Origin of the sequence: Vibrio ulleungensis (assembly GCF_016900875.1) — a bacterium.
Taxonomy (GTDB): Bacteria; Pseudomonadota; Gammaproteobacteria; order Enterobacterales; family Vibrionaceae; genus Vibrio; species Vibrio ulleungensis.
In genome coordinates this window covers 272140-289669 of record NZ_JAFEUM010000002.1, presented here as the reverse complement: position 1 = coordinate 289669, position 17530 = coordinate 272140, and the positions used below count along the sequence as shown (strand labels likewise).

Here is a 17530-nt window from a genome sequence, read left to right as displayed (position 1 = left end):
TCAGTGACCCGCTTCATCATTGATGTCTCAAGATGTGTGGATGAATTGTTTACTTACCAAGTGAACTGCATAGTACGTGCCAATCTGTAAGCTTCTGTTTTTAAAGGTTATTATCTAACGTTTAGGTTGGCTTCTCATTTTGAGAAGCAAGTTGGATAGCGACTTGGTTAAAATTAGGCAAACACGACACCACTGGTATGTCGGTGACTGATTCGACGTCGCAGCGATTTCTGATGGTGGAATCAAACAGTTCAAAGACGATAGCGAGACCAATACCTAGCCCTAATCCGCCGACGAGTCCTGCGACGATGAAAACCACGGTAGGGAGGTTATTCGCAGTGCTTGGTGTATAGGGACGATCAATCACTTTCACTCGTTTGTTTTCTTCAAAATCGCCTAGACTGCCCGTCAATTGTGCCATTTCATAACGCTGCAGTAATGCTTCGTATTGTTCGCGCTTCAGTTCAACATCCCGCTGTAACCTAAAAATCTGCTTGGCCTTGTCACCAAATTGCTGGGTACGTTTCTCAAGATCGATGATCATGGCGTTCATGGTGACGGTTTCTTCTTTTAGAGCCTCATACCTGCCACGTACTTGTTGCAATCGCTCAAGCTGCGACATTAACAGAGGTTGAGTCGTGGTTGAGGTAGAGAGTTTTTGGCTACTGGCAACATCCCATAATTGGTCAGCACTTAAGGTGGGATGATTGGCGGACAAAAGTACTGCACGTTCTTGCTCTAAGCGTTTCAGTTCTCTCTGTTTTGCCTGAACGGCGCTATGACTATTGGTGTACTTGGCTTGCAAGAGTGTTAAGTCGCTGCGTATATCAATAATCTGCTCTTCGATTCGGCCCACCACAGGATTGGTTTTAGACAGTTGATCATCCAAACTACCTAAGCTTTTTTCGACCCCCAACAACTCAGCTTCCTTTTCAGCCAAGGTGAGTCTTAAACTGGCAATTTGTGCGTAGCTTTGTGATTGCATTTCCGGGGTGAGACTCGAGTTTAGGTTGGTAAAGTCGGCCAACTTTTGCTCAGCTAACTGCAGCTGTTCAAATCGAGTATCGATGTGACCCGCTAAGAACTCACTAGAATCACGTATCGAACTGCGTTCGGGGGCTAAAATCTGTTCGATAAAATGCTCACTTACTGACTCTAGAAGAGATTTCATGCCACTTGGTTCATTAGAGGTGTACTGGATCTTCAGTAAGTCTTTACCCAATTGACTCACCGTCAGGTTGGCACCAATTTTTGCCATAACCTCATCTTTATATCCTTCTGGATCTCCCTCTTCGAATAAGCCTTGCTCTAGGGCGACCATAGTGAGTATGTGACGACTTTTAAGCAGCGTTTTAATACCACTTATCCGCTCGTTGAGCATTGAAGAGACCGCTAAATCCTGCAAAAACGGGTTCATTTTAGACGTTTCTTGGATAAGCATGCTGGTGTGTGAGGTGTAGCTTTTGGGCGCATTGTTACTCACAAATACGGCCGCAATGGGTAATAGCAACGTAGGTAGCAGAATAAGGACTCGACGTCTCCAAGCGGCCAGAATGATGTGCGTCAGCCTAATAGTAAGATCTGTCATAATAACTCCAATAACCAATCTACAAATTGAGCTCGCGATGACCAGCTATCATGTTGGATTGAAGCCGGCTGAGGCTGTTTTAGCTCTCGGTGAGAGCGAAGTGCTCGCTCAAATTGAGCCGCACTATTAGCCAGGTTTGTTTGGTCTAGGTAGGGTTTAGCAGCATCAAAGTGGGTATGTACTACAGGGTTTCCTGCAGCAATGTATTCCAACAGTTTGAGGGGGCTACAAGCTTGAATCTGCGGCGTGTCTAAAAACGGTAACAGGCTGACATGCCAATGTTGGCTGTAGCTTGGCAGTGCTGAGTGAGGCCTTGGACCAAGTATATGTAAGTTGGGCGCTGGATTGAGCGGCGAGTGAGAAAGTTCGTTTTTACCAATAAAAACGAAATTCCAATCGGGCATGTTTGCAATAAGCTGGTTGAGCAAGGGGTAATCCAACCATTTTGATAAGCTGCCATAAAATCCAGCAATGGGTTTACCTTGCGGTAAATCTAGCGCGCGAGGGGTAGGTTGGGTGAAACGTTCAAAGTCAACGCCGTGCTGAATGAGCGTCGTTTTACATGCAGGAAACTTTTGCTGCACTTTCGCACTTGCCACTAAAATGAGGTCGGCTTTGTTCGACAGCTCTTGCTCGTGTGTTGTAACAGTGTCATGGTCTACGCCGGCTAAAGCGCCAAAGTCATCACCGCAATAATAGACCACGTTGGTGTCGCCTAGTAGGCCGCAAAGGTCAGCGGCGGTGGGCAGTGAGGTCCATAATATAGGAGCCTGTAATTGGAGCTTTTCAATCTTTGGAACGAGCTGGGCGCGAATCAAAGATTTTGCAAGTTGACGCTCCCAGTGACGGCTAGGTGCTGGAATGGTGCGCACGTTCACCACATCAATATTGTGTGGTGTTGTGGAAGAGGTATCAGTACCACGAAAATCTGATTTTGACGCGCCAAATAGCTTGCCAATTGCACGTTTAGCATCATTGATTGTGAGTTTGGGCTTTCTCAATCCAATAGAGTTGACCCATAGAATTTTTCGAGTCGTCGAAAGATGTTTGACCAAATGTTGAGTGCTTGAGGGCAGACCATTAAAGTCCTCACCAAATACAATTAGATCGCGCATGATTTGGCCTCCTTGTGTTTGGAAGAGCCGTTATTACGGGTCTCATGCTTGTTGGGGATAAAACGCTGGGCCGACGGTGAGAGCGACTTAATAACCTTTGCGGGTGAGCCAGCTGCGATGACAAACGGTGGAATGTCTGATGTTACTACGCTGCCTGCTGCGATGATGGCACCTTCTCCAATGACCACACCAGGTTGAACAATCACTCGGCTTCCGAGCCATGCGTCTTTTTTTATTGTAATGCTGCCAACTCGGTCTAGCTCATCGGGCTTGCCTTCGGCACGTGACTTGGCGTCTAGAGGGTGGCCAGAGTACCCAAATAAATTACAGCCACCTGCTATACGTACATTGTCATGAATGCTAACCGTTGTGCCTACTGCTATCGTGGTTTGCCAACCTATTCCTACGTTATTGCCAATAAACAGCGTGGGCTGGCAAACGTGGCTGCTTGCAGAAAAGGTCGTGTGACCAGAAATACGACATCGATCGCCACATTCGACGTGAAGGGGACCTGTAATCAGTGGAACGCCACCATAAAGGTAAAGCTGTGAGCCGACTTTTTCGCAGCGACCACGAAACGCAGGTTGCGCTATAAATAAGCGGCATGTTACGTCACACAACGAGCGAATAGCGACGTAAATGGTGTAGACACAAAAGTTAACCGCTTTAGGCATTCTTACTTCAAAGGTTCGGATTCGCTTAGCCAATCGAAACAGCTTTTTTGCCAGCGGGTATTCACTGTGTTTTAACCAAACCTTCATGTGGTTTAGGGACGTTGTCATGGTCTACTCCTCGGACGGCATCCAATTAATGGGTGTATAGGGGTAATCCATGATCTGTGCCACTTATTAAAGTGTTTAATAACAGAGGGTTAGTAAGTGGTGGTTACATTTTCTCAAAATGAGAATCACAGCTTTGTTGAATTGCGATAACAGACTTTTATCAAGGAGATGGCGCTTCCAAATTAGGATAACGAAGTAGGTGATCGTTGGTAATTTAGAGTGGGGATACAGTTTAGTCACAGCTTCGGTGATAGAGTTTTTGTTCATTTTTTTACTGCAGGCGAACCCCATGAACGAACTAGGGTTAAATCTCTATACCTTGGCACAAGCTCTGGGTTTCATTACCTTTGGTTGCAGTATCGCTGCGTTTTCATCAACCAATGATCATCGCTTTAGAGTATTCCTAACGTTGGGGTGTCTGCTGCTAGCGATTCAATACGGAATTTTGGGAGCGTTGGTGGCTGGCGTTAATCTGGCGATCAATTCTGTACGGGCACTTTGGTCAATCAAGTATCGTGGGGCGATATGGTTCTGGGTATTTATGATTTTGCAAACGGGTCTAAGTGTGTTGGTCTATAAAGCTCCTATTGATTTGCTGCCCTGGACCGCCAGTGCGATCTCGTGTTACGCACTCTTTTTTCTCTCTGGCAGAGCGATGCGTATGGCAATGCTGTTATGTACATGCGTTTGGTTGGTTAACTCTGTTATGGTTGGAACATACGGCGCGATACTCAATGATCTCTTTAATATCAGTGTGATGTCAGTGACACTGTTTAGAATGTCTCGAGTAAAAGTGCCCGCGTAAACGGCTTCCTCTTTACGTGAGGCGAGTTGATTCTGTTGCCACTAAACTACAATTTAGCTGTAGTTTTGATCTTGTGTCCTCAATCCTTCGTTTTCAATCCAATTGCACCATTAAACCCGTTCAAAATTTACACGATTTGTGCATTATTTGACCAGAAATGAGATCTGACGCCGAGCTTTTTGTGTTTTATTATTGTTATAGTATTGTAATACAATACTATGAGGGCAATGGTTATGTAACCGATGCGACTTCGAACCAAACGCATTATTAGTATTGTTTACATGGTCAGGTAATAAAAGGGATCGTTGTCTGTTGTTAGCGTTTTAATAGTGAGTGGTTAAGCAGGTTAATATGGCTAGGTAGTGGTTTATTATGCGCTATTTGATGTAATTCCTTTTCTGAAAGTAAATTTATAATAATACCCATTATTTGCAATGGGAAATAAATTACACATCTATTTATATAAATAAGATGAACTAAGAGAGTGCGCGGTAATATTGGCTCACTCAACTAAGCAGGAACTTAATTTCCATCAGGAGTGTACTATGCGTTCTAGCATTAAAAAAGGATTAGTCACGGCACTGTGCGTTGCGTGGGCGTCGTCTTCGTTTGCAACAGTAGAGTTTAAATTAGGTCACTTTGGCGCAGAGAGCCACCCTTCACATATTGCGGCCATGCAATTTGCCAAGCAAGTTCAAGCCAGAACGGACGGCGAGGTAGAAGTGGAACTCTACCCAAATAACGCGTTAGGAAGTCCACCAGAAGTGCTAGAGCAGGTCATTATGGGTGTCGTCGACATGAGTCTTTCCGGACAGGACCAGTTGGCCAAACACGTCCCGTTATTTGATGTCGTTAGCATTCCATTTTCGCTTGCCAATGCAGAACATGCAGATCGTGTTTTGGATGGACCTTTCAAAGAGTGGGCCGCGCCAGAACTCGATAAGATTGGATTGGTTTATCTGTCCAGTTGGGATTGGGGATTCCGCCAGTTAACTAACTCAGTCCGTCCAATTATGTCTCCAGCAGACGTTAAGGGCCTGAAAATACGTACTCCTCCTGCGATGACTTACCAGGCCGCGATGCAAGCGATTGGGGCAAATGTGCAAACCATTTCGTTTAGTGAGTTGGTTATGGCTATGCGCCAAGGCGTGGTCGATGGGCAAGAAAACCCTATTGGCGTGATTTACAGTTTGAAACTGTATGAGTCGCAAAAATACATTTCGATCATCAATTACCTATACAGCTCTATGGTGCATGTTGTGTCTAGTGACGCATGGAGTCAACTCAACGCGGAGCAACAACAAATTGTTCGCGAAGAGTCAGACTCAGCTCGTCTACTGATGAGAAAACTCATGAGAGAGGAGGAGATGAAGCAGATCGAAGACATGCGTGATAAAGGAATTGTTATCGACGAGCCTGAACTTGGTCCATTCCAAGACATGATGGACCCTGCCTATGAACAGATTAAGAAAAAAGTGGGTGAAGACAACTTTGATAAATGGATTGCAATGACTAAAGCGAGCATGTAATCAACAACGTTGTTGATATGTCGCTATTAGGTTTCGCCTTCATGTAAGGCGAAACCTAACGTTGTTTTAAGCCTTTAATAAGGGAATTGCTAATTACCAAAGAATATAGAACACCATGATTAATAACTATTAGGGTTTTAGTTGGTAATTAATTTACTGGCTGACTTTATAATGAATACCCAGATAGATATTAATAATGTAAGGTTTTGTATTAGGTGGCTATCCCTATTTTGTACTGTCAAAAAATGATAGGTAATTACAAGTATGTTGACCTTAGCCATATTCGGTGTCTTGATTTTCTTACTCCTCATTAATGTCCCTGTCGTTGTTGCCATTGGTTTAACATCGGTGCTCTTTTTTGTTGGCCTCGGTGATGCTCGACTATTGGCAATGTTGCCTCACCGTATGTATTACGGCACAACGGGGTTTACGCTGTTAGCGATCCCCTTTTTCATTTTAGCTGGCAACCTAATGAACACGGGGGGCATTACCGACAGAATTTTCCGTTTCGCTCAATCGATGGTTGGGCATATCGCAGGTGGTATTGGACAGGTCAATATTGTGGCCAGTGTGATTTTTTCTGGTATGTCGGGATCTGCGGTTGCCGATGCGGCGGGATTGGGACAAATCGAGCACAAAGCGATGGTCGATCAGGGTTATGACCCTGCTGATTCAGCGACATTGGTTGCTGCCTCATCGGTGATTGGGCCGGTCATTCCTCCCAGTATTCCTTTTGTGTTGTATGGCTCAATTACAAGCGTGTCCGTCGCGCGACTGTTTTTAGCGGGCTTTGTGCCTGGGGTCATGATGGCGCTCGGGATGATGATTGCACTGAGTATTTTAGCAAAGCGTAAGAATTACCCAAAAGCGGCACATAAGGCATCATTGCGCGAACGTTTTTCTGCTTTCAATGGTGCATTTTGGCCGTTAATGGCACCAGTGATCATTGTCGGCGGGATCATGAGTGGCTTTTTCACACCAACAGAGGCTTCGGTGGTGGTGTGTGTTTACGCTGCCGTACTGGGATTCATGTACAAAGATTTAAAGCTTAAAGAAGTCCCAGGGATCATCTATAAATCGATTGCTCAGTCAGTCAGTTTGCTGTTTATCATTTCTGCGGCCAACTTTTTTGGTTGGTTGATCATCCATCAAAAAATCCCAGACAGCGTTATCGAAACATTAGTTGGATTTGGCGCAACGCAGTCGGTTGTCATGTGGATAGTGATTGGCATTGTATTAACTATGGGGCTTTTTCTTGAAGGGAATGCGATTTTCTTAATTACGCTTCCGTTGTTTATGCCAATAGCCAATATGTTTGCCATAGATCTAGTTAATTTTGGTGTTGTGATGGTGCTATTGATAATGATCGGCAACTTAACACCGCCGGTTGGGATGTGCTTGTTTGCGGTAGACAGCTTCGCCAAAGTGGGAATGCCAGCGTTAGCGAGGCGGGTTTGGCCGTATTTGCTGATGATTTTATTGATCACTCTTCTGATAGCGTTTGTTCCTAGTATTTCGCTGTTCTTGCCCAACCTTATAATGGGAGAGTTGTAATGATTTCGGTGTTGAAGACAATGGATGTTTGGGTGCAGCGAATCCTACGTTATATCGCTATGACCATGTTTGCGGTATTGGGGTTGCTATTGCTTGCCAACATATCGCTACGTTTGGTGAATGATTTGATTCAGTTTTTGCTCAATCACGGATTTGAGGGGATCGGCAATTTTATCCAAAGTGTGGTTACAGTAAATTCGTTCTATTGGTTTGATGAAATCATTGAGTTGAGTTTTGCGGCGCTGGTTTTCTATGGTGCGGCTGGCCTGTGGTGCGCAAAACTCCATTTTTCGGTGGGCGATTGGATCACACCAAGAATCAAAAATGAATCTCTTAAGCATGTATATAAGCTACTGATATTATTGATATCAGCAACGTTTATGGCTATCTTGTTTTGGTATTCGCTGAAACTCACCATGAAGACAAATCAGGTGACGACCGCTTTTCAAATTAAACAGTGGATTTTATATTCGTGCGTGCCAATCTCATCATTCATTATGCTGGTTTACTCGATAGTCGATGTCATTGCAGAAGCAAAGTGGTTTTGGGAACCGAAAAAAGCATCCTAGCGAATAGGCTCTATAGAGAATGTTGCTTACTCAGTTGCGCGACAGCGATGGTTATTGCAGCGAGAATGTAGATCGGCCATACAAAACCTTGGGTTAAGAAGGTCCCTGAAACCACGGTACCTGCTAATCCTGCGACGACCGCCTTGCTTGCAACAAACAGGTAAGCAGGCGGATTGTCAGCGCTCTTTGATCGTTTTAAAGTCGCCACGGCCGTTTTAGCCAGTGAGGCGATTAAACCAAGAAATACAAACAGTCCTAGAAACCCAGTCTCTGCCAAGACGCCAAACCAAGTACTGTGTACCGCGTGATTGAGGCCATCCCAATGAGGACTATAGAAATAGTAATTAAAGTAGAAATTGTTTAGTCCAACACCGGTAAAAGGATTATCGAATGCCATTTTGAATGCGGCTTCCCACGCATATAATCGCCCCATGGCTGAAGCGTCGATTCCGGCTTCAGCGGCTCCCCCTGACGCACGTTCTCCTATACCTGCGACAAAATATAGAACGACTGCACCAACAACGGCTAACGAGATAAGTACAGTTTTAGAACGGATAGTCTGCTGTAAAAAAACAGCGTAGACGGTCATCATTCCTAGTAGTCCGCCTCGACTTTGAGTTTGAATGATGGCGAAGGATAAACTTAAGCACACGATAACAGTCAAAAATCGCAGTTTGTTGCTTAACCTTGATGTTGAGGCAATGCCGCAGGCGAACGCTAGAGGAAAAAGTAGAACCAATGCAAGGTCGTTAGGATCACCCAGCATAGAACCAATATTTCTGCCTATTGTGACGCGACTGCCTTCCACCAACCCAATGCCTAATAAGGCATTTTGAATTGCGACCAGAGAGACCAATAATCCGCTTGCAACAATTCCCCAGCACGCCAACTTTAGCTGTGTTGGGTGATTGACCACCCAGATTATGGCGAGTGTCATGACCATGATTTTCCAATAGACACTGGTAAATGATGAAATCGCGATACCACGGTTAGATGCCATGACTAAGCCAACAATCACGCAGATCCAAAATGCAAACAGCCAACTCATCGGTCTCGACCAGTACAAGGTTAGGCTTCGACTAACCAAACTGTGCCACGCCAGCGAGCCTAATGCCGCCAACGACAACAACATAGGCAGTTTAAAAGGCATAAGGACTGGAAATACTTCATGTAGGCGGAAAAAAGAGAACAGCACAAACAGCAATACCCAAATAAATAAATAGCGGATCGTTAGCAAAGCAGCAATAGGTAATAGACCAAGTGCGGCGGCGACTGCGGGGTGCGGGATCATGCCCCACAGAGCAACAATTACCATAACGTAAGCGCAGCACATTAATACACTTGGGTAGCGGCTCATTATCATGATTTCACCCGCTGCTGCGAAAGAGTACGAGACAACTTATGACGCCAAGTGCTGAAACCTCGTCGTGTCTGGTTGGCCCAAGAGTGGGTAATCAACGTTGAGGCAATAGCCGCTAGAATGCCTAAAGCACCCAAAGCTGTAACCAAAGACATCAGCGCATTAGAGCTAAGCGAAAGGCCCATTATGGTCGTAATAGTAACCAAAACAGTCGATGACAAAGTGGTATAGGAATAGGGTAGGCGCTGACCATATTGGCCGATGAGCAAAATACTTAGTGCTCTCATTAACTGACCAACTCCTACCGCAACCATGAGCGCCCACAGCCCGTGATCCATTAATAGGTAACACCCAACAAGGGTAATGAGTGTAACGGTTATATTAATCCTTAACAGCGAAATTGTGCGCTTTTGACTCAGCAATGATAGATTCAATAATTCAGCGCACTCTTTGCCTAACACCATAAAAATCGTGCCTGATATGATTGTCGCAACGGGAGCATAGCTTTGAGGCAGAATATAAGTGATGCCCCATTGTCCAAAGAGAGTGACGGCGATGGCTAGAATGCATACCAATATTATACCGAGCTGGGTGATGTCACAGGCCTTTTGAGGATTATCGGTTAGCATCGCAAATCGCTTAGGCATCCACCACATTCCAAAGGGTTGCACCAGTACACACATTGCTAAAGCAAACTTTGCAGCGATAGCAAAGTACCCTAATGTAACCAGTCCGCTTGACTCGGCGATAAAGTAGCGTTCTGCACCATTTAATCCAAATGCGCACAGCCCTGAGAGCATCATTGGAACGCAATATTTTAGGTAGCGCTGTGTAGTCTGGATATCGGGTAACCTAAGCGCAAATCCTGTCACTAAAACAAGTGTGAACAGCTGCAAGGAGTGCGCGACTACTCCTGCTGATACAATGCCAAATATCCCCCAGTTAGCGTTGAGTGCAACCAATACCAACGCAACCTGTAGGATGCTACCGGCAACACAGATTGCGCAAAATAGCCTCACGCGGTCTTGAAGACGTAGCCAGGCCAACCCGACGGCAAGTCCACCCTCAATGCTGAGTGATAGTGCCGCTAAAGAGAGTATGTCTTTGGACAGGCCATAGAGATTTAGTGAGGTCAGTTGGACAAAAGCGGTGAGTAACGCTGATCCAAGAGTAGAGCACAACAAGGTAAGCCAAAATAGCTCTGCCGCGGCTCTGTTTTGTGCACTACCACTTTTTTGTGCGACAAAACGATACAGCACTTCATGCAGTGATAGGCTAAAAAGCAAACCAATAAAGGATGTTGATACGGCTACTATTTCTAACTGACCAATGAGTTCTGGTGATAAGAATCGCGTGATGATCGGCAGCATCAATAGCGATAAACCTTTCATAATAAATAGCGCGAACGCATACAGCAGCATTGCTATGATGGGATTGCGTTTATCGGTCATTGTGGCACTTGCGTTCGCAGGTTTCGTTTGGCTAGTAACGGTGGCATTCGCTGTCATGACTTAGCCCTCAATGCCGATGATGCGCGGCGACTGCTAAGTCGGCATGCTGTGGTGTCAAGTGAGGTTAGCGCTTCAACAATATGAGCGTAACATGTATGAGCATGGTAACTTTGGGCATGACGCTGCCCATTGCTTGCAACGTGCGCGAGCTTGTGACGATTTACTAGCAGTTGGCCGAGCAAAAGATTGAGTGAGAATGGATCGTTTGCTTGATACTTAAAGCAGTTAACACCATGTTCTAATTCCTGATCCCAATAAGCCCCATCTTTAGGGATGATTACTACGAGCCCTGCCGCTAATGCTTCCAGTATGGACAAGCCAAAAGGTTCTTGATGACTGGTTGAAATAAACAAGTGGCTTTGAGCTCGAATAAGATCAAGGTTTTTTGGATTAGGCATGGATACGCAGTTTTGAAGTGTTGTGGGCAACGAACTTTGTGGCTGATGCGAGTTTTTAGGTTGTATGTAACATATGCGTGTGCGGAATTGTCGGTCCAAGTGATTTAATTGCAACGCCTCGTCTAACACTGACAAGCCTTTCCACTTTAACAGTGACGCTGCCCAGAAAATTTGCAAAGTCGAATCAAATGAACCTTCTCTTGAGCGAGGCCAATCCTGTTTGTCTAGTCCATTAACAAAGGGCAAGCAGTTGCGAGGTAAGCCGCTCTCTTGGTTAAGTGCCAGCAAAGAGTCTTTGGCGCTAGGTAGGTAAAAAGTGGGATGTCCTTGTCGAAACGCGTAACTCGAGAGACGACTTTTTCCTACGGGGCCATGGATCAATTGAGTGATCTTGATGACAAAGAGCGCTGACAACCAGTAGCCGGCCATATCGACACCATGACCTGACGCAAGAACCAGTTGCAGCGGTTGTCGTTTATTTTTCATTTTTACCCGAGCGCAAAATAACCCCAAATACACAGCTAGATAAAACTGCTTTAACCAGTAGCCTATCCCTGTTGTTTGCGTTAACAACACAGCAGCCATCGACAATGGCTGGATATGAGCGCTAGGCAAGCGTTTAGCCCAGCTGCTGGGGGTGGCGGTCAAAATATAGAATTTGCTCGAGTTAGGGCACTGTTTTAACGCCGTCGAAGTCGCCACTTTAGAGCCACCATGAAAAGGGATGGGATCAAACACAATAGTGGACGCTGTTTTAACCGTATTCATAATGTAGACCCTTGTGTCGCAGAGGATGAAATGGACAACCAGCGGCGTTTGATATGAGCAATAATGCTAGGAACTGGCCTTAGTAGCGCGCGCAGCCGAGAGTGAGCCTGCGTTGGGTTTTGTTCTAATTGCTTCTGATACAGTTGCTCCATGCTTTGTTGGTTAGCAGCAACGGTAAACTGTGTTTTAGCTTTTCGATACGCATTGTAGGCAAGGCGTCTTGCCAATACCGAGTCCGATAACAGGTGTGCTATATGTTGAGCCAACAATGGTGGAGTATTGAGGTTACTTACATAGAGTATGCCCGTTTTAAGGTGATCCACGACTTCACCAATACCTCCTACATTGGGCGCAATGACTGGCAAACGAGCAAGAGCAGCTTCTACAAGAACCAGTCCAAAGGCTTCGCTTCGTGCTCCACTAACCATCACGTCGACATCACTACAAAGCCATTTAGCTACGTCGGGTTGTTCCCCAACGAAATGCAAGTAGTGTTCAAGTCCAAGAGTTGCGGCCTGAGCTTTTAAGGCTGTTTTTTCTGGACCGTCACCTATGATGACCAAGTGGCAATGAGTCTGTTGGCGGTGTAAGCACTCTATGGCGCTTATTACTCGATCAAACCCTTTGCGATGAATAAGTGATCCCACACTGACAACGACGTTTTCATTTTGCTTTATGCCCAAGTATTGTTTGACGCTAAACACATTTTGGTCAGTATCTAGCGATTCTGGCACACCATTGTGAACAACACTTAATTGCTGTTTAGGGTAGCCTTCATTGAGGAGAGCGTGACTGACTGCATGACTGACGCAGACGATGTATGGGGCTACATGGAGGCCTAAGGTTATTCTGTCGTGCAAGTTGTAAGGGCTGTGCAAATGAGTCAATGATGGAATGTTGCATTGTCTAGCGGCACCGAGCACCCATTGACAGGGTGCCCCGCTATTAATGTGGATGAGCTGGATTTGGTAATGCTTAATAAGTTGAATGGCTCTGCGGCGCTGCTTTGCCCATGCTAGCAGGTTAAAGCGGCGTCGAGACGAGTCAAAGCTGACAGCAATATCAAAACGTTCGAACTCAACGGCGATCCCTGCACGTCGAGCCGCTGACGCCATAGCGCTATTGTTGGTCCATAAAACAGGCAGAAAACGGCTATCTAGATTATTGAGTAAATTCAGTGCGCATACTTCGCTGCCACGGATCCAATCATCCCCAAAGTGTACAAACAGTAGCGGTATTGAGTTTTGCATTGCCAGCTCCTTAAACAAAGATCACGATAATCCATGTGTCTATTGTTATAGAGCAAGTGCAATGCCAGTTTTTAACTTGTTGTTTTTAATCAGTTAAATTGTTCTTTGCTTGCTATTCTCAAATTGAGAATCAGCTTGGTAGCCTCTTTTAGGATCGGTAAGTCGGGCTGTGCTCGGCAAGCTTTTCTCATCAGGCCTAAAATTTATTGAAATGAAAGACGATACTGCCGCCTTTTAGTGCAGAGCCGTAATTTAGGTTTAAGCCAAGGCCAATATTTTTAATCGCTTCCCAGCGAGTTGGGTTGTTATAAAGCCAACCAATTGAAGCGCCGTAGTAGTGTTGAGCGCCTAACTCAGATTGCAATATGGCGGATAGGTCAACACGCTTTGCTCCTAAGAATACCGTATGCTTTTTGCTAAATAGATCGTAATAACCGGTTACTCTATTGGTAATGTACCAGCCATTGGGGTGACCTATATCTCCATCATTGGCATCGCCCCAAGCGATACCGTTGAAATAGTTCCACTTCGAGCTTGCGTGCCATCGTCCCCAAGAGGTTGGCAGGCGATAATCAAGCGTAAACCCAGGCTCAAACAGCAGGGCCCAGGCAGAGGTGTTAATAATACGGCCATTTAATGCGTCTTCAATCTCTTGGGCTTCTGGTACATCGGTGCTGTAGCTGTTTTTATAATAGGTAAGATAGGTGTTAATTGTCGGGTACAGAGTCCAGTGTTCGGACAGCGGAATTTGGTAGGAGTAACCCACAGCCGCACCATAACTGTGTTCAGTCAGTTGTTGACTATCGTTAACATCATCGACAAGGGAAAGGTCGTTCTTTGAGTTGATGTAAAACAATTTGCTGTTGATGCTGTGCTGATCTTGCTCGCCAAAATCAAATCCGTAGGGAAGAATATACGTAGATTTGTTGTTTCGATTCTCTATGGCTGTGTCACTGCCTAAATTGTCGTCGCCAGTGTCAATCAATTCGTTGGGATCAAAACTGGCAAACCCAAACTCGAGCGCATCGCTATCGGTGAGGATAACCGCTGCCGCGAATCGACTTTGTAGCAGGATTTTAATGTCGTCATTTATTGCGTCAGCAAGCACAGAGCAGGGCAAAGCAATCGCAATGACCAGCGAACTAGGTAATGCCGCCGTCAAAGCCAGTTGAAAGTTTTTCACTATCGTCATCCATGTCGATATGAGGTTTATTGATTGGTAGTGCTAAGCTATAGCATAGTGATTAAGCAGCTGTGTCACAACCGCCTCTGATGAGAACTCTTCAACAACCGTTTGACGAGCGCAAGCGCTTATCTTGTTGCGCTGCTTCGGAGTTAACTCTTGCCAGCGTTTTACAAATTGAGCCAGTTGGTCTGGGGAGTCGACTAGCCAGCCATTAACGTCGTGTGCGATTAAGCTATCCATTGCGCCCACCCGGGTGCTCACCACCGGGATCCCTCGTGCCATGGCCTCAATGGCCGTCATCGCTAACCCTTCAAATCGTGAGCTTATAACGAGCAAACCAATGTTAGACCAAGCTCTATCCATATCTGATGCAAACCCCATCAAATGGACATTGCTACCCGATTGTAAGGTGATTTCTGATCGCATTGGACCGTCACCGTAAAGATGAAACTCGGTATCTGGCATCGTTGCGGCTAGCGAGACAAATTGGTCGGGGCCTTTTTCATGGCTTAATCGTCCGACAAAGGCCACTTGTTTTCCAGTAGAAGGCTGTACGTTATTGACAGCAATAAAGTTGTTTAAGGTCGTGGTTGAATAAGGAATTTTTTGCGAAATCTGCGCACTAACGGTTAAGTTATGCGTAGCGAGACCGGCGGTGTATCGGTCAATAAAGTCATACAGCCAGACTCTGCCTTTTGGCGTTTCTCCACTGTGGTAAGTAACAACAGTTTTGGCTCTATGTGGAGTTAATTTATTGATAATGCTCGCTTTATAGCCATGAGCATGAATGACCTTTGGCTTATGTTTACGTGACGCGATAAACAGTTGTTTAGTTAATGTGGGTAACGATGTGGACGGTTGTGCTTCAACCAATTGATGCAAATAACGAAAACGAATGTTGGCCTGTTTTAATTTGTCGATCAGTAGTGACTCTTCGTCGTGCTTAGACAGTAAAACGACCTGCGCCACTTGTCCTTGTTGTTTTAAACCTTTTGCCAGCTCTAAAACATAACTTTCGATACCGCCGAATGTTAGGCTGTCTAGTAGTAACCAAATATCTGTTGCATGACGAACCACGTTACTTCCTCCGCGATAGGATGAGGTGAACTGCATTACTCTATCTCGCTCTCTTGTGCTTCCCACTGCTGTTTTTTTCGATACACCGTAGCAGGGCTCAAATCTAGCAGCACTGCTGCGTTAATGACGTTACCATCGCAGTATGCGATAGCATTTTGTATGGTTTCTCTTTCTACTTCCCACATCGGTCTAACCGGTCTCGGTGTTGACTGTGGCAGCGGTTCGTCCATCATCTCGGCGGATGGTTGTGGAGCCACAACGTCAGCGGATATAGTCTCGTTAGTTCCTAGCGGCGTGTTGTGTTCAACAGCGGGTGGAGATATTGCCGGAGAGACGATTGAATCAGTAAAACTGGCCCCCATAATCGCAGACTTAGCGTGTTCTGAGGCTTGGGCACCGGTTGCGGTTTGTTTATTGAGCGGTGGCGGAAGGTGCTCTAACTCAACCGTTTTACCGTCGTTTAACACGATGATATTGCGCACAATATTTTGAAGCTGGCGGACGTTTCCTGGCCAATAGTAGCTCGACATGACATGTTTAACGTTACTGCTTATTTTAGAAAACTGCTTGCCGTCTTGCTTGGCGTACAGTTTCACAAAATGTTCCGCTAAAGTAATAATGTCCTTTCCGCGCTCTCTAAGTGGTGGCATATCGATTGGAATGACGTGGACGCGATAGTACAAATCTTCACGAAAACGACCTTCTCTAACTTCAACCATAGGGTCTCGGTTGGTGGCGCACAAGATGCGAAGATCTACCTGAATTTCTTTGCTCCCACCAAGGGGGGTAAATCGTCCTGTTTGCAAAAAACGCAGTAATTTCTTCTGCATTTCTAGCTCCATTTCACACAGTTCATCCAAAAACAGCGTCCCGCCATCGGCCTGTTGCGCAGCGCCTTTTCGATCGGAGGTTGCGCCGGTGAACGCACCTTTAACGTGCCCAAATATCTCGCTTTCCATTAAGTCTTTTGGGATTGCGCCACAGTTAATCGCGACAAAGGGGCGTTTCGCGCGGGTACTTTGTTTATGAATGGCCTCTGCGCACACTTCTTTACCTGTCCCACTCTCACCATTAATGAAGATACTTGCTGTGGTGGGTGCGGCGCTCTCAATGGTTTTATACACCGCTTGCATGGGCAAACTTGAACCAATAAAGCCATGGAAGTTATGGCGATCAAATTTGGTTTCGAAATTAGTGATCAGTTTTTCTAGTTTGGATTGCTTTAGATGAAGTGCAATAGAGGTTTTTAGTCGTTCGGCTTGAATAGGCTTCTCGAGGAAGTCATTGGCTCCCTTTTGTATGAGGGTAACCGCAATATCTACCGAGCCGTGAGCGGTTGCAACGATCACCGAAGTAGGAAGCTGTTCAGCAACAATCCAGTCAAGAATTTCTTCACCAGAGGTATCGGGTAACTTTAAATCGAGAATGATTAGGGCAGGGCGTTGATCACGAATAAATGCTTTCGCTTTTTCACCAGTATCAACCCGAAACAGATCATAGGGTTCATCTTTAACATACTGTTGGTACAAAATAGCCAGTGAATTGGAGTCTTCTACTAGCAAAACCTTTGGTCTCATAACGTATCCTTACCACTATTCTTAACCTATATAATCCTTAAAGTAGGGCTATATGCTTAGGTGTCACTACCGAGTTCGTTGGAAAACTGTTCAAGCGCTTGATGTGATGAATGCAACAGCCCAACCAAATGCTGATGATGTGTAATGGCTTCATCGAGTTTTCCTGCTAAACAGAGGTGTTCCATTTTTCGAGCCGTATGTCCAAGCGCCAAAACCCCTAATGATAAAGAGGTACTGGCCAGTGAATGAACGCCAAATTCTAGTTGTTCGGTATCTTTATCAACGATGGCTTGATTGATCGTATTCATCCAGTCACTGGATTCGGCTCGATAGCTTTCGAAAAGAAGAGGTAATACTTCTCTACCAGTATCTTCGATGATCCTTTCAAGAACAGTGTGGTCCAAAATTGGTAGAGATTGAGAACTCATACGACCCTCCTTAGTCGATAAGGTATACAGAAC

General features: G+C 45.4%; 15 protein-coding genes. 4 read left to right on the top strand and 11 right to left on the bottom strand.

Going from position 1 to position 17530, the window contains the following annotated elements; genetic code table 11:
* Window positions 1-121 precede the first annotated feature (121 nt).
* From JQC93_RS06185 to JQC93_RS06175, 3 genes are read right to left on the bottom strand one after another with little or no spacing between them, the layout of a single operon-like run.
* The gene (locus JQC93_RS06185) at window positions 122-1588 is read right to left on the bottom strand and encodes a GumC family protein (RefSeq protein ID WP_205157607.1); all 1467 of its coding nucleotides are present in this window, start codon (window positions 1586-1588) and stop codon (window positions 122-124) included.
* On the bottom strand, window positions 1585-2703 hold the full coding sequence (locus JQC93_RS06180; protein WP_205157606.1) for a glycosyltransferase: 1119 nt from the start codon (window positions 2701-2703) through the stop codon (window positions 1585-1587). Before JQC93_RS06180 ends, JQC93_RS06185 begins: the two co-directional genes overlap by 4 nt.
* Window positions 2691-3485 (bottom strand): acyltransferase, encoded by a 795-nt coding sequence (locus JQC93_RS06175; RefSeq protein ID WP_205157605.1) that lies wholly within the window; start codon window positions 3483-3485, stop codon window positions 2691-2693. The genes JQC93_RS06180 and JQC93_RS06175 overlap by 13 nt, the downstream gene beginning before the upstream one ends.
* Before the next feature lie 289 nt (window positions 3486-3774).
* Between JQC93_RS06175 and JQC93_RS06170 the strand changes: the two genes are divergently transcribed.
* From JQC93_RS06170 to JQC93_RS06155, 4 genes are all read left to right on the top strand, one after another.
* Window positions 3775-4290, top strand: a complete 516-nt coding sequence (locus JQC93_RS06170; protein WP_205157604.1) for a YgjV family protein — start codon at window positions 3775-3777, stop codon at window positions 4288-4290.
* 545 nt (window positions 4291-4835) lie between these two features.
* Window positions 4836-5819 carry a TRAP transporter substrate-binding protein gene (locus tag JQC93_RS06165; RefSeq protein ID WP_205157603.1) on the top strand — a complete coding sequence of 328 codons (984 nt, stop codon included), beginning with the start codon at window positions 4836-4838 and terminating at the stop codon, window positions 5817-5819.
* Window positions 5820-6083: 264 nt separating this feature from the next.
* The gene (locus tag JQC93_RS06160) at window positions 6084-7373 is read left to right on the top strand and encodes a TRAP transporter large permease (RefSeq protein ID WP_205157602.1); all 1290 of its coding nucleotides are present in this window, start codon (window positions 6084-6086) and stop codon (window positions 7371-7373) included.
* On the top strand, window positions 7373-7942 hold the full coding sequence (locus JQC93_RS06155) for a TRAP transporter small permease (protein ID WP_205157601.1): 570 nt from the start codon (window positions 7373-7375) through the stop codon (window positions 7940-7942). Before JQC93_RS06160 ends, JQC93_RS06155 begins: the two co-directional genes overlap by 1 nt.
* Window positions 7943-7952: 10 nt before the next feature.
* Here the strand turns inward: JQC93_RS06155 and JQC93_RS06150 are convergent, their stop codons facing one another.
* The 8 genes from JQC93_RS06150 to JQC93_RS06115 all read right to left on the bottom strand — a co-directional run bounded on the left by JQC93_RS06150 (window position 7953) and on the right by JQC93_RS06115 (window position 17497).
* On the bottom strand, window positions 7953-9299 hold the full coding sequence (locus tag JQC93_RS06150; RefSeq protein ID WP_205158023.1) for an O-antigen ligase family protein: 1347 nt from the start codon (window positions 9297-9299) through the stop codon (window positions 7953-7955).
* 2 nt (window positions 9300-9301) lie between these two features.
* A complete protein-coding gene (locus JQC93_RS06145) occupies window positions 9302-10810 on the bottom strand; it encodes a lipopolysaccharide biosynthesis protein (protein ID WP_205157600.1) in 1509 nt (502 codons plus the stop codon).
* Window positions 10807-11979, bottom strand: coding sequence for a glycosyltransferase (locus JQC93_RS06140; RefSeq protein ID WP_205157599.1), 1173 nt, complete (start codon window positions 11977-11979; stop codon window positions 10807-10809). Before JQC93_RS06140 ends, JQC93_RS06145 begins: the two co-directional genes overlap by 4 nt.
* Complete coding sequence (locus JQC93_RS06135) at window positions 11976-13229, bottom strand: glycosyltransferase (protein WP_205157598.1); 1254 nt, start codon at window positions 13227-13229, stop codon at window positions 11976-11978. The genes JQC93_RS06140 and JQC93_RS06135 overlap by 4 nt, the downstream gene beginning before the upstream one ends.
* 196 nt (window positions 13230-13425) lie before the next feature.
* Window positions 13426-14412, bottom strand: a complete 987-nt coding sequence (locus tag JQC93_RS06130) for a Solitary outer membrane autotransporter beta-barrel domain (RefSeq protein WP_205157597.1) — start codon at window positions 14410-14412, stop codon at window positions 13426-13428.
* Between the two features lie 42 nt (window positions 14413-14454).
* Window positions 14455-15528 (bottom strand): glycosyltransferase family 4 protein, encoded by a 1074-nt coding sequence (locus JQC93_RS06125; RefSeq protein WP_205157596.1) that lies wholly within the window; start codon window positions 15526-15528, stop codon window positions 14455-14457.
* Window positions 15528-17069 (bottom strand): sigma-54-dependent transcriptional regulator, encoded by a 1542-nt coding sequence (locus JQC93_RS06120; protein ID WP_205157595.1) that lies wholly within the window; start codon window positions 17067-17069, stop codon window positions 15528-15530. The genes JQC93_RS06125 and JQC93_RS06120 overlap by 1 nt, the downstream gene beginning before the upstream one ends.
* Before the next feature lie 56 nt (window positions 17070-17125).
* Window positions 17126-17497 carry an Hpt domain-containing protein gene (locus JQC93_RS06115; protein ID WP_205157594.1) on the bottom strand — a complete coding sequence of 124 codons (372 nt, stop codon included), beginning with the start codon at window positions 17495-17497 and terminating at the stop codon, window positions 17126-17128.
* Window positions 17498-17530 lie beyond the last annotated feature (33 nt).

Excerpts from the sequence above, each read along its gene's own strand:
- JQC93_RS06180 (WP_205157606.1), bottom strand. The coding sequence starts at position 2,703 with ATGCGCGATCTAATTGTATTTGGTGAGGACTTTAATGGTCTGCCCTCA.
- JQC93_RS06140 (WP_205157599.1), bottom strand. The coding sequence starts at position 11,979 with ATGAATACGGTTAAAACAGCGTCCACTATTGTGTTTGATCCCATCCCT.
- JQC93_RS06185 (WP_205157607.1), bottom strand. The coding sequence starts at position 1,588 with ATGACAGATCTTACTATTAGGCTGACGCACATCATTCTGGCCGCTTGG.
- JQC93_RS06155 (WP_205157601.1), top strand. The coding sequence starts at position 7,373 with ATGATTTCGGTGTTGAAGACAATGGATGTTTGGGTGCAGCGAATCCTA.
- JQC93_RS06170 (WP_205157604.1), top strand. The coding sequence starts at position 3,775 with ATGAACGAACTAGGGTTAAATCTCTATACCTTGGCACAAGCTCTGGGT.
- JQC93_RS06135 (WP_205157598.1), bottom strand. The coding sequence starts at position 13,229 with ATGCAAAACTCAATACCGCTACTGTTTGTACACTTTGGGGATGATTGG.
- JQC93_RS06175 (WP_205157605.1), bottom strand. The coding sequence starts at position 3,485 with ATGACAACGTCCCTAAACCACATGAAGGTTTGGTTAAAACACAGTGAA.
- JQC93_RS06145 (WP_205157600.1), bottom strand. The coding sequence starts at position 10,810 with ATGACAGCGAATGCCACCGTTACTAGCCAAACGAAACCTGCGAACGCA.
- JQC93_RS06120 (WP_205157595.1), bottom strand. The coding sequence starts at position 17,069 with ATGAGACCAAAGGTTTTGCTAGTAGAAGACTCCAATTCACTGGCTATT.
- JQC93_RS06165 (WP_205157603.1), top strand. The coding sequence starts at position 4,836 with ATGCGTTCTAGCATTAAAAAAGGATTAGTCACGGCACTGTGCGTTGCG.
- JQC93_RS06150 (WP_205158023.1), bottom strand. The coding sequence starts at position 9,299 with ATGAGCCGCTACCCAAGTGTATTAATGTGCTGCGCTTACGTTATGGTA.
- JQC93_RS06160 (WP_205157602.1), top strand. The coding sequence starts at position 6,084 with ATGTTGACCTTAGCCATATTCGGTGTCTTGATTTTCTTACTCCTCATT.
- JQC93_RS06125 (WP_205157596.1), bottom strand. The coding sequence starts at position 15,528 with ATGCAGTTCACCTCATCCTATCGCGGAGGAAGTAACGTGGTTCGTCAT.
- JQC93_RS06115 (WP_205157594.1), bottom strand. The coding sequence starts at position 17,497 with ATGAGTTCTCAATCTCTACCAATTTTGGACCACACTGTTCTTGAAAGG.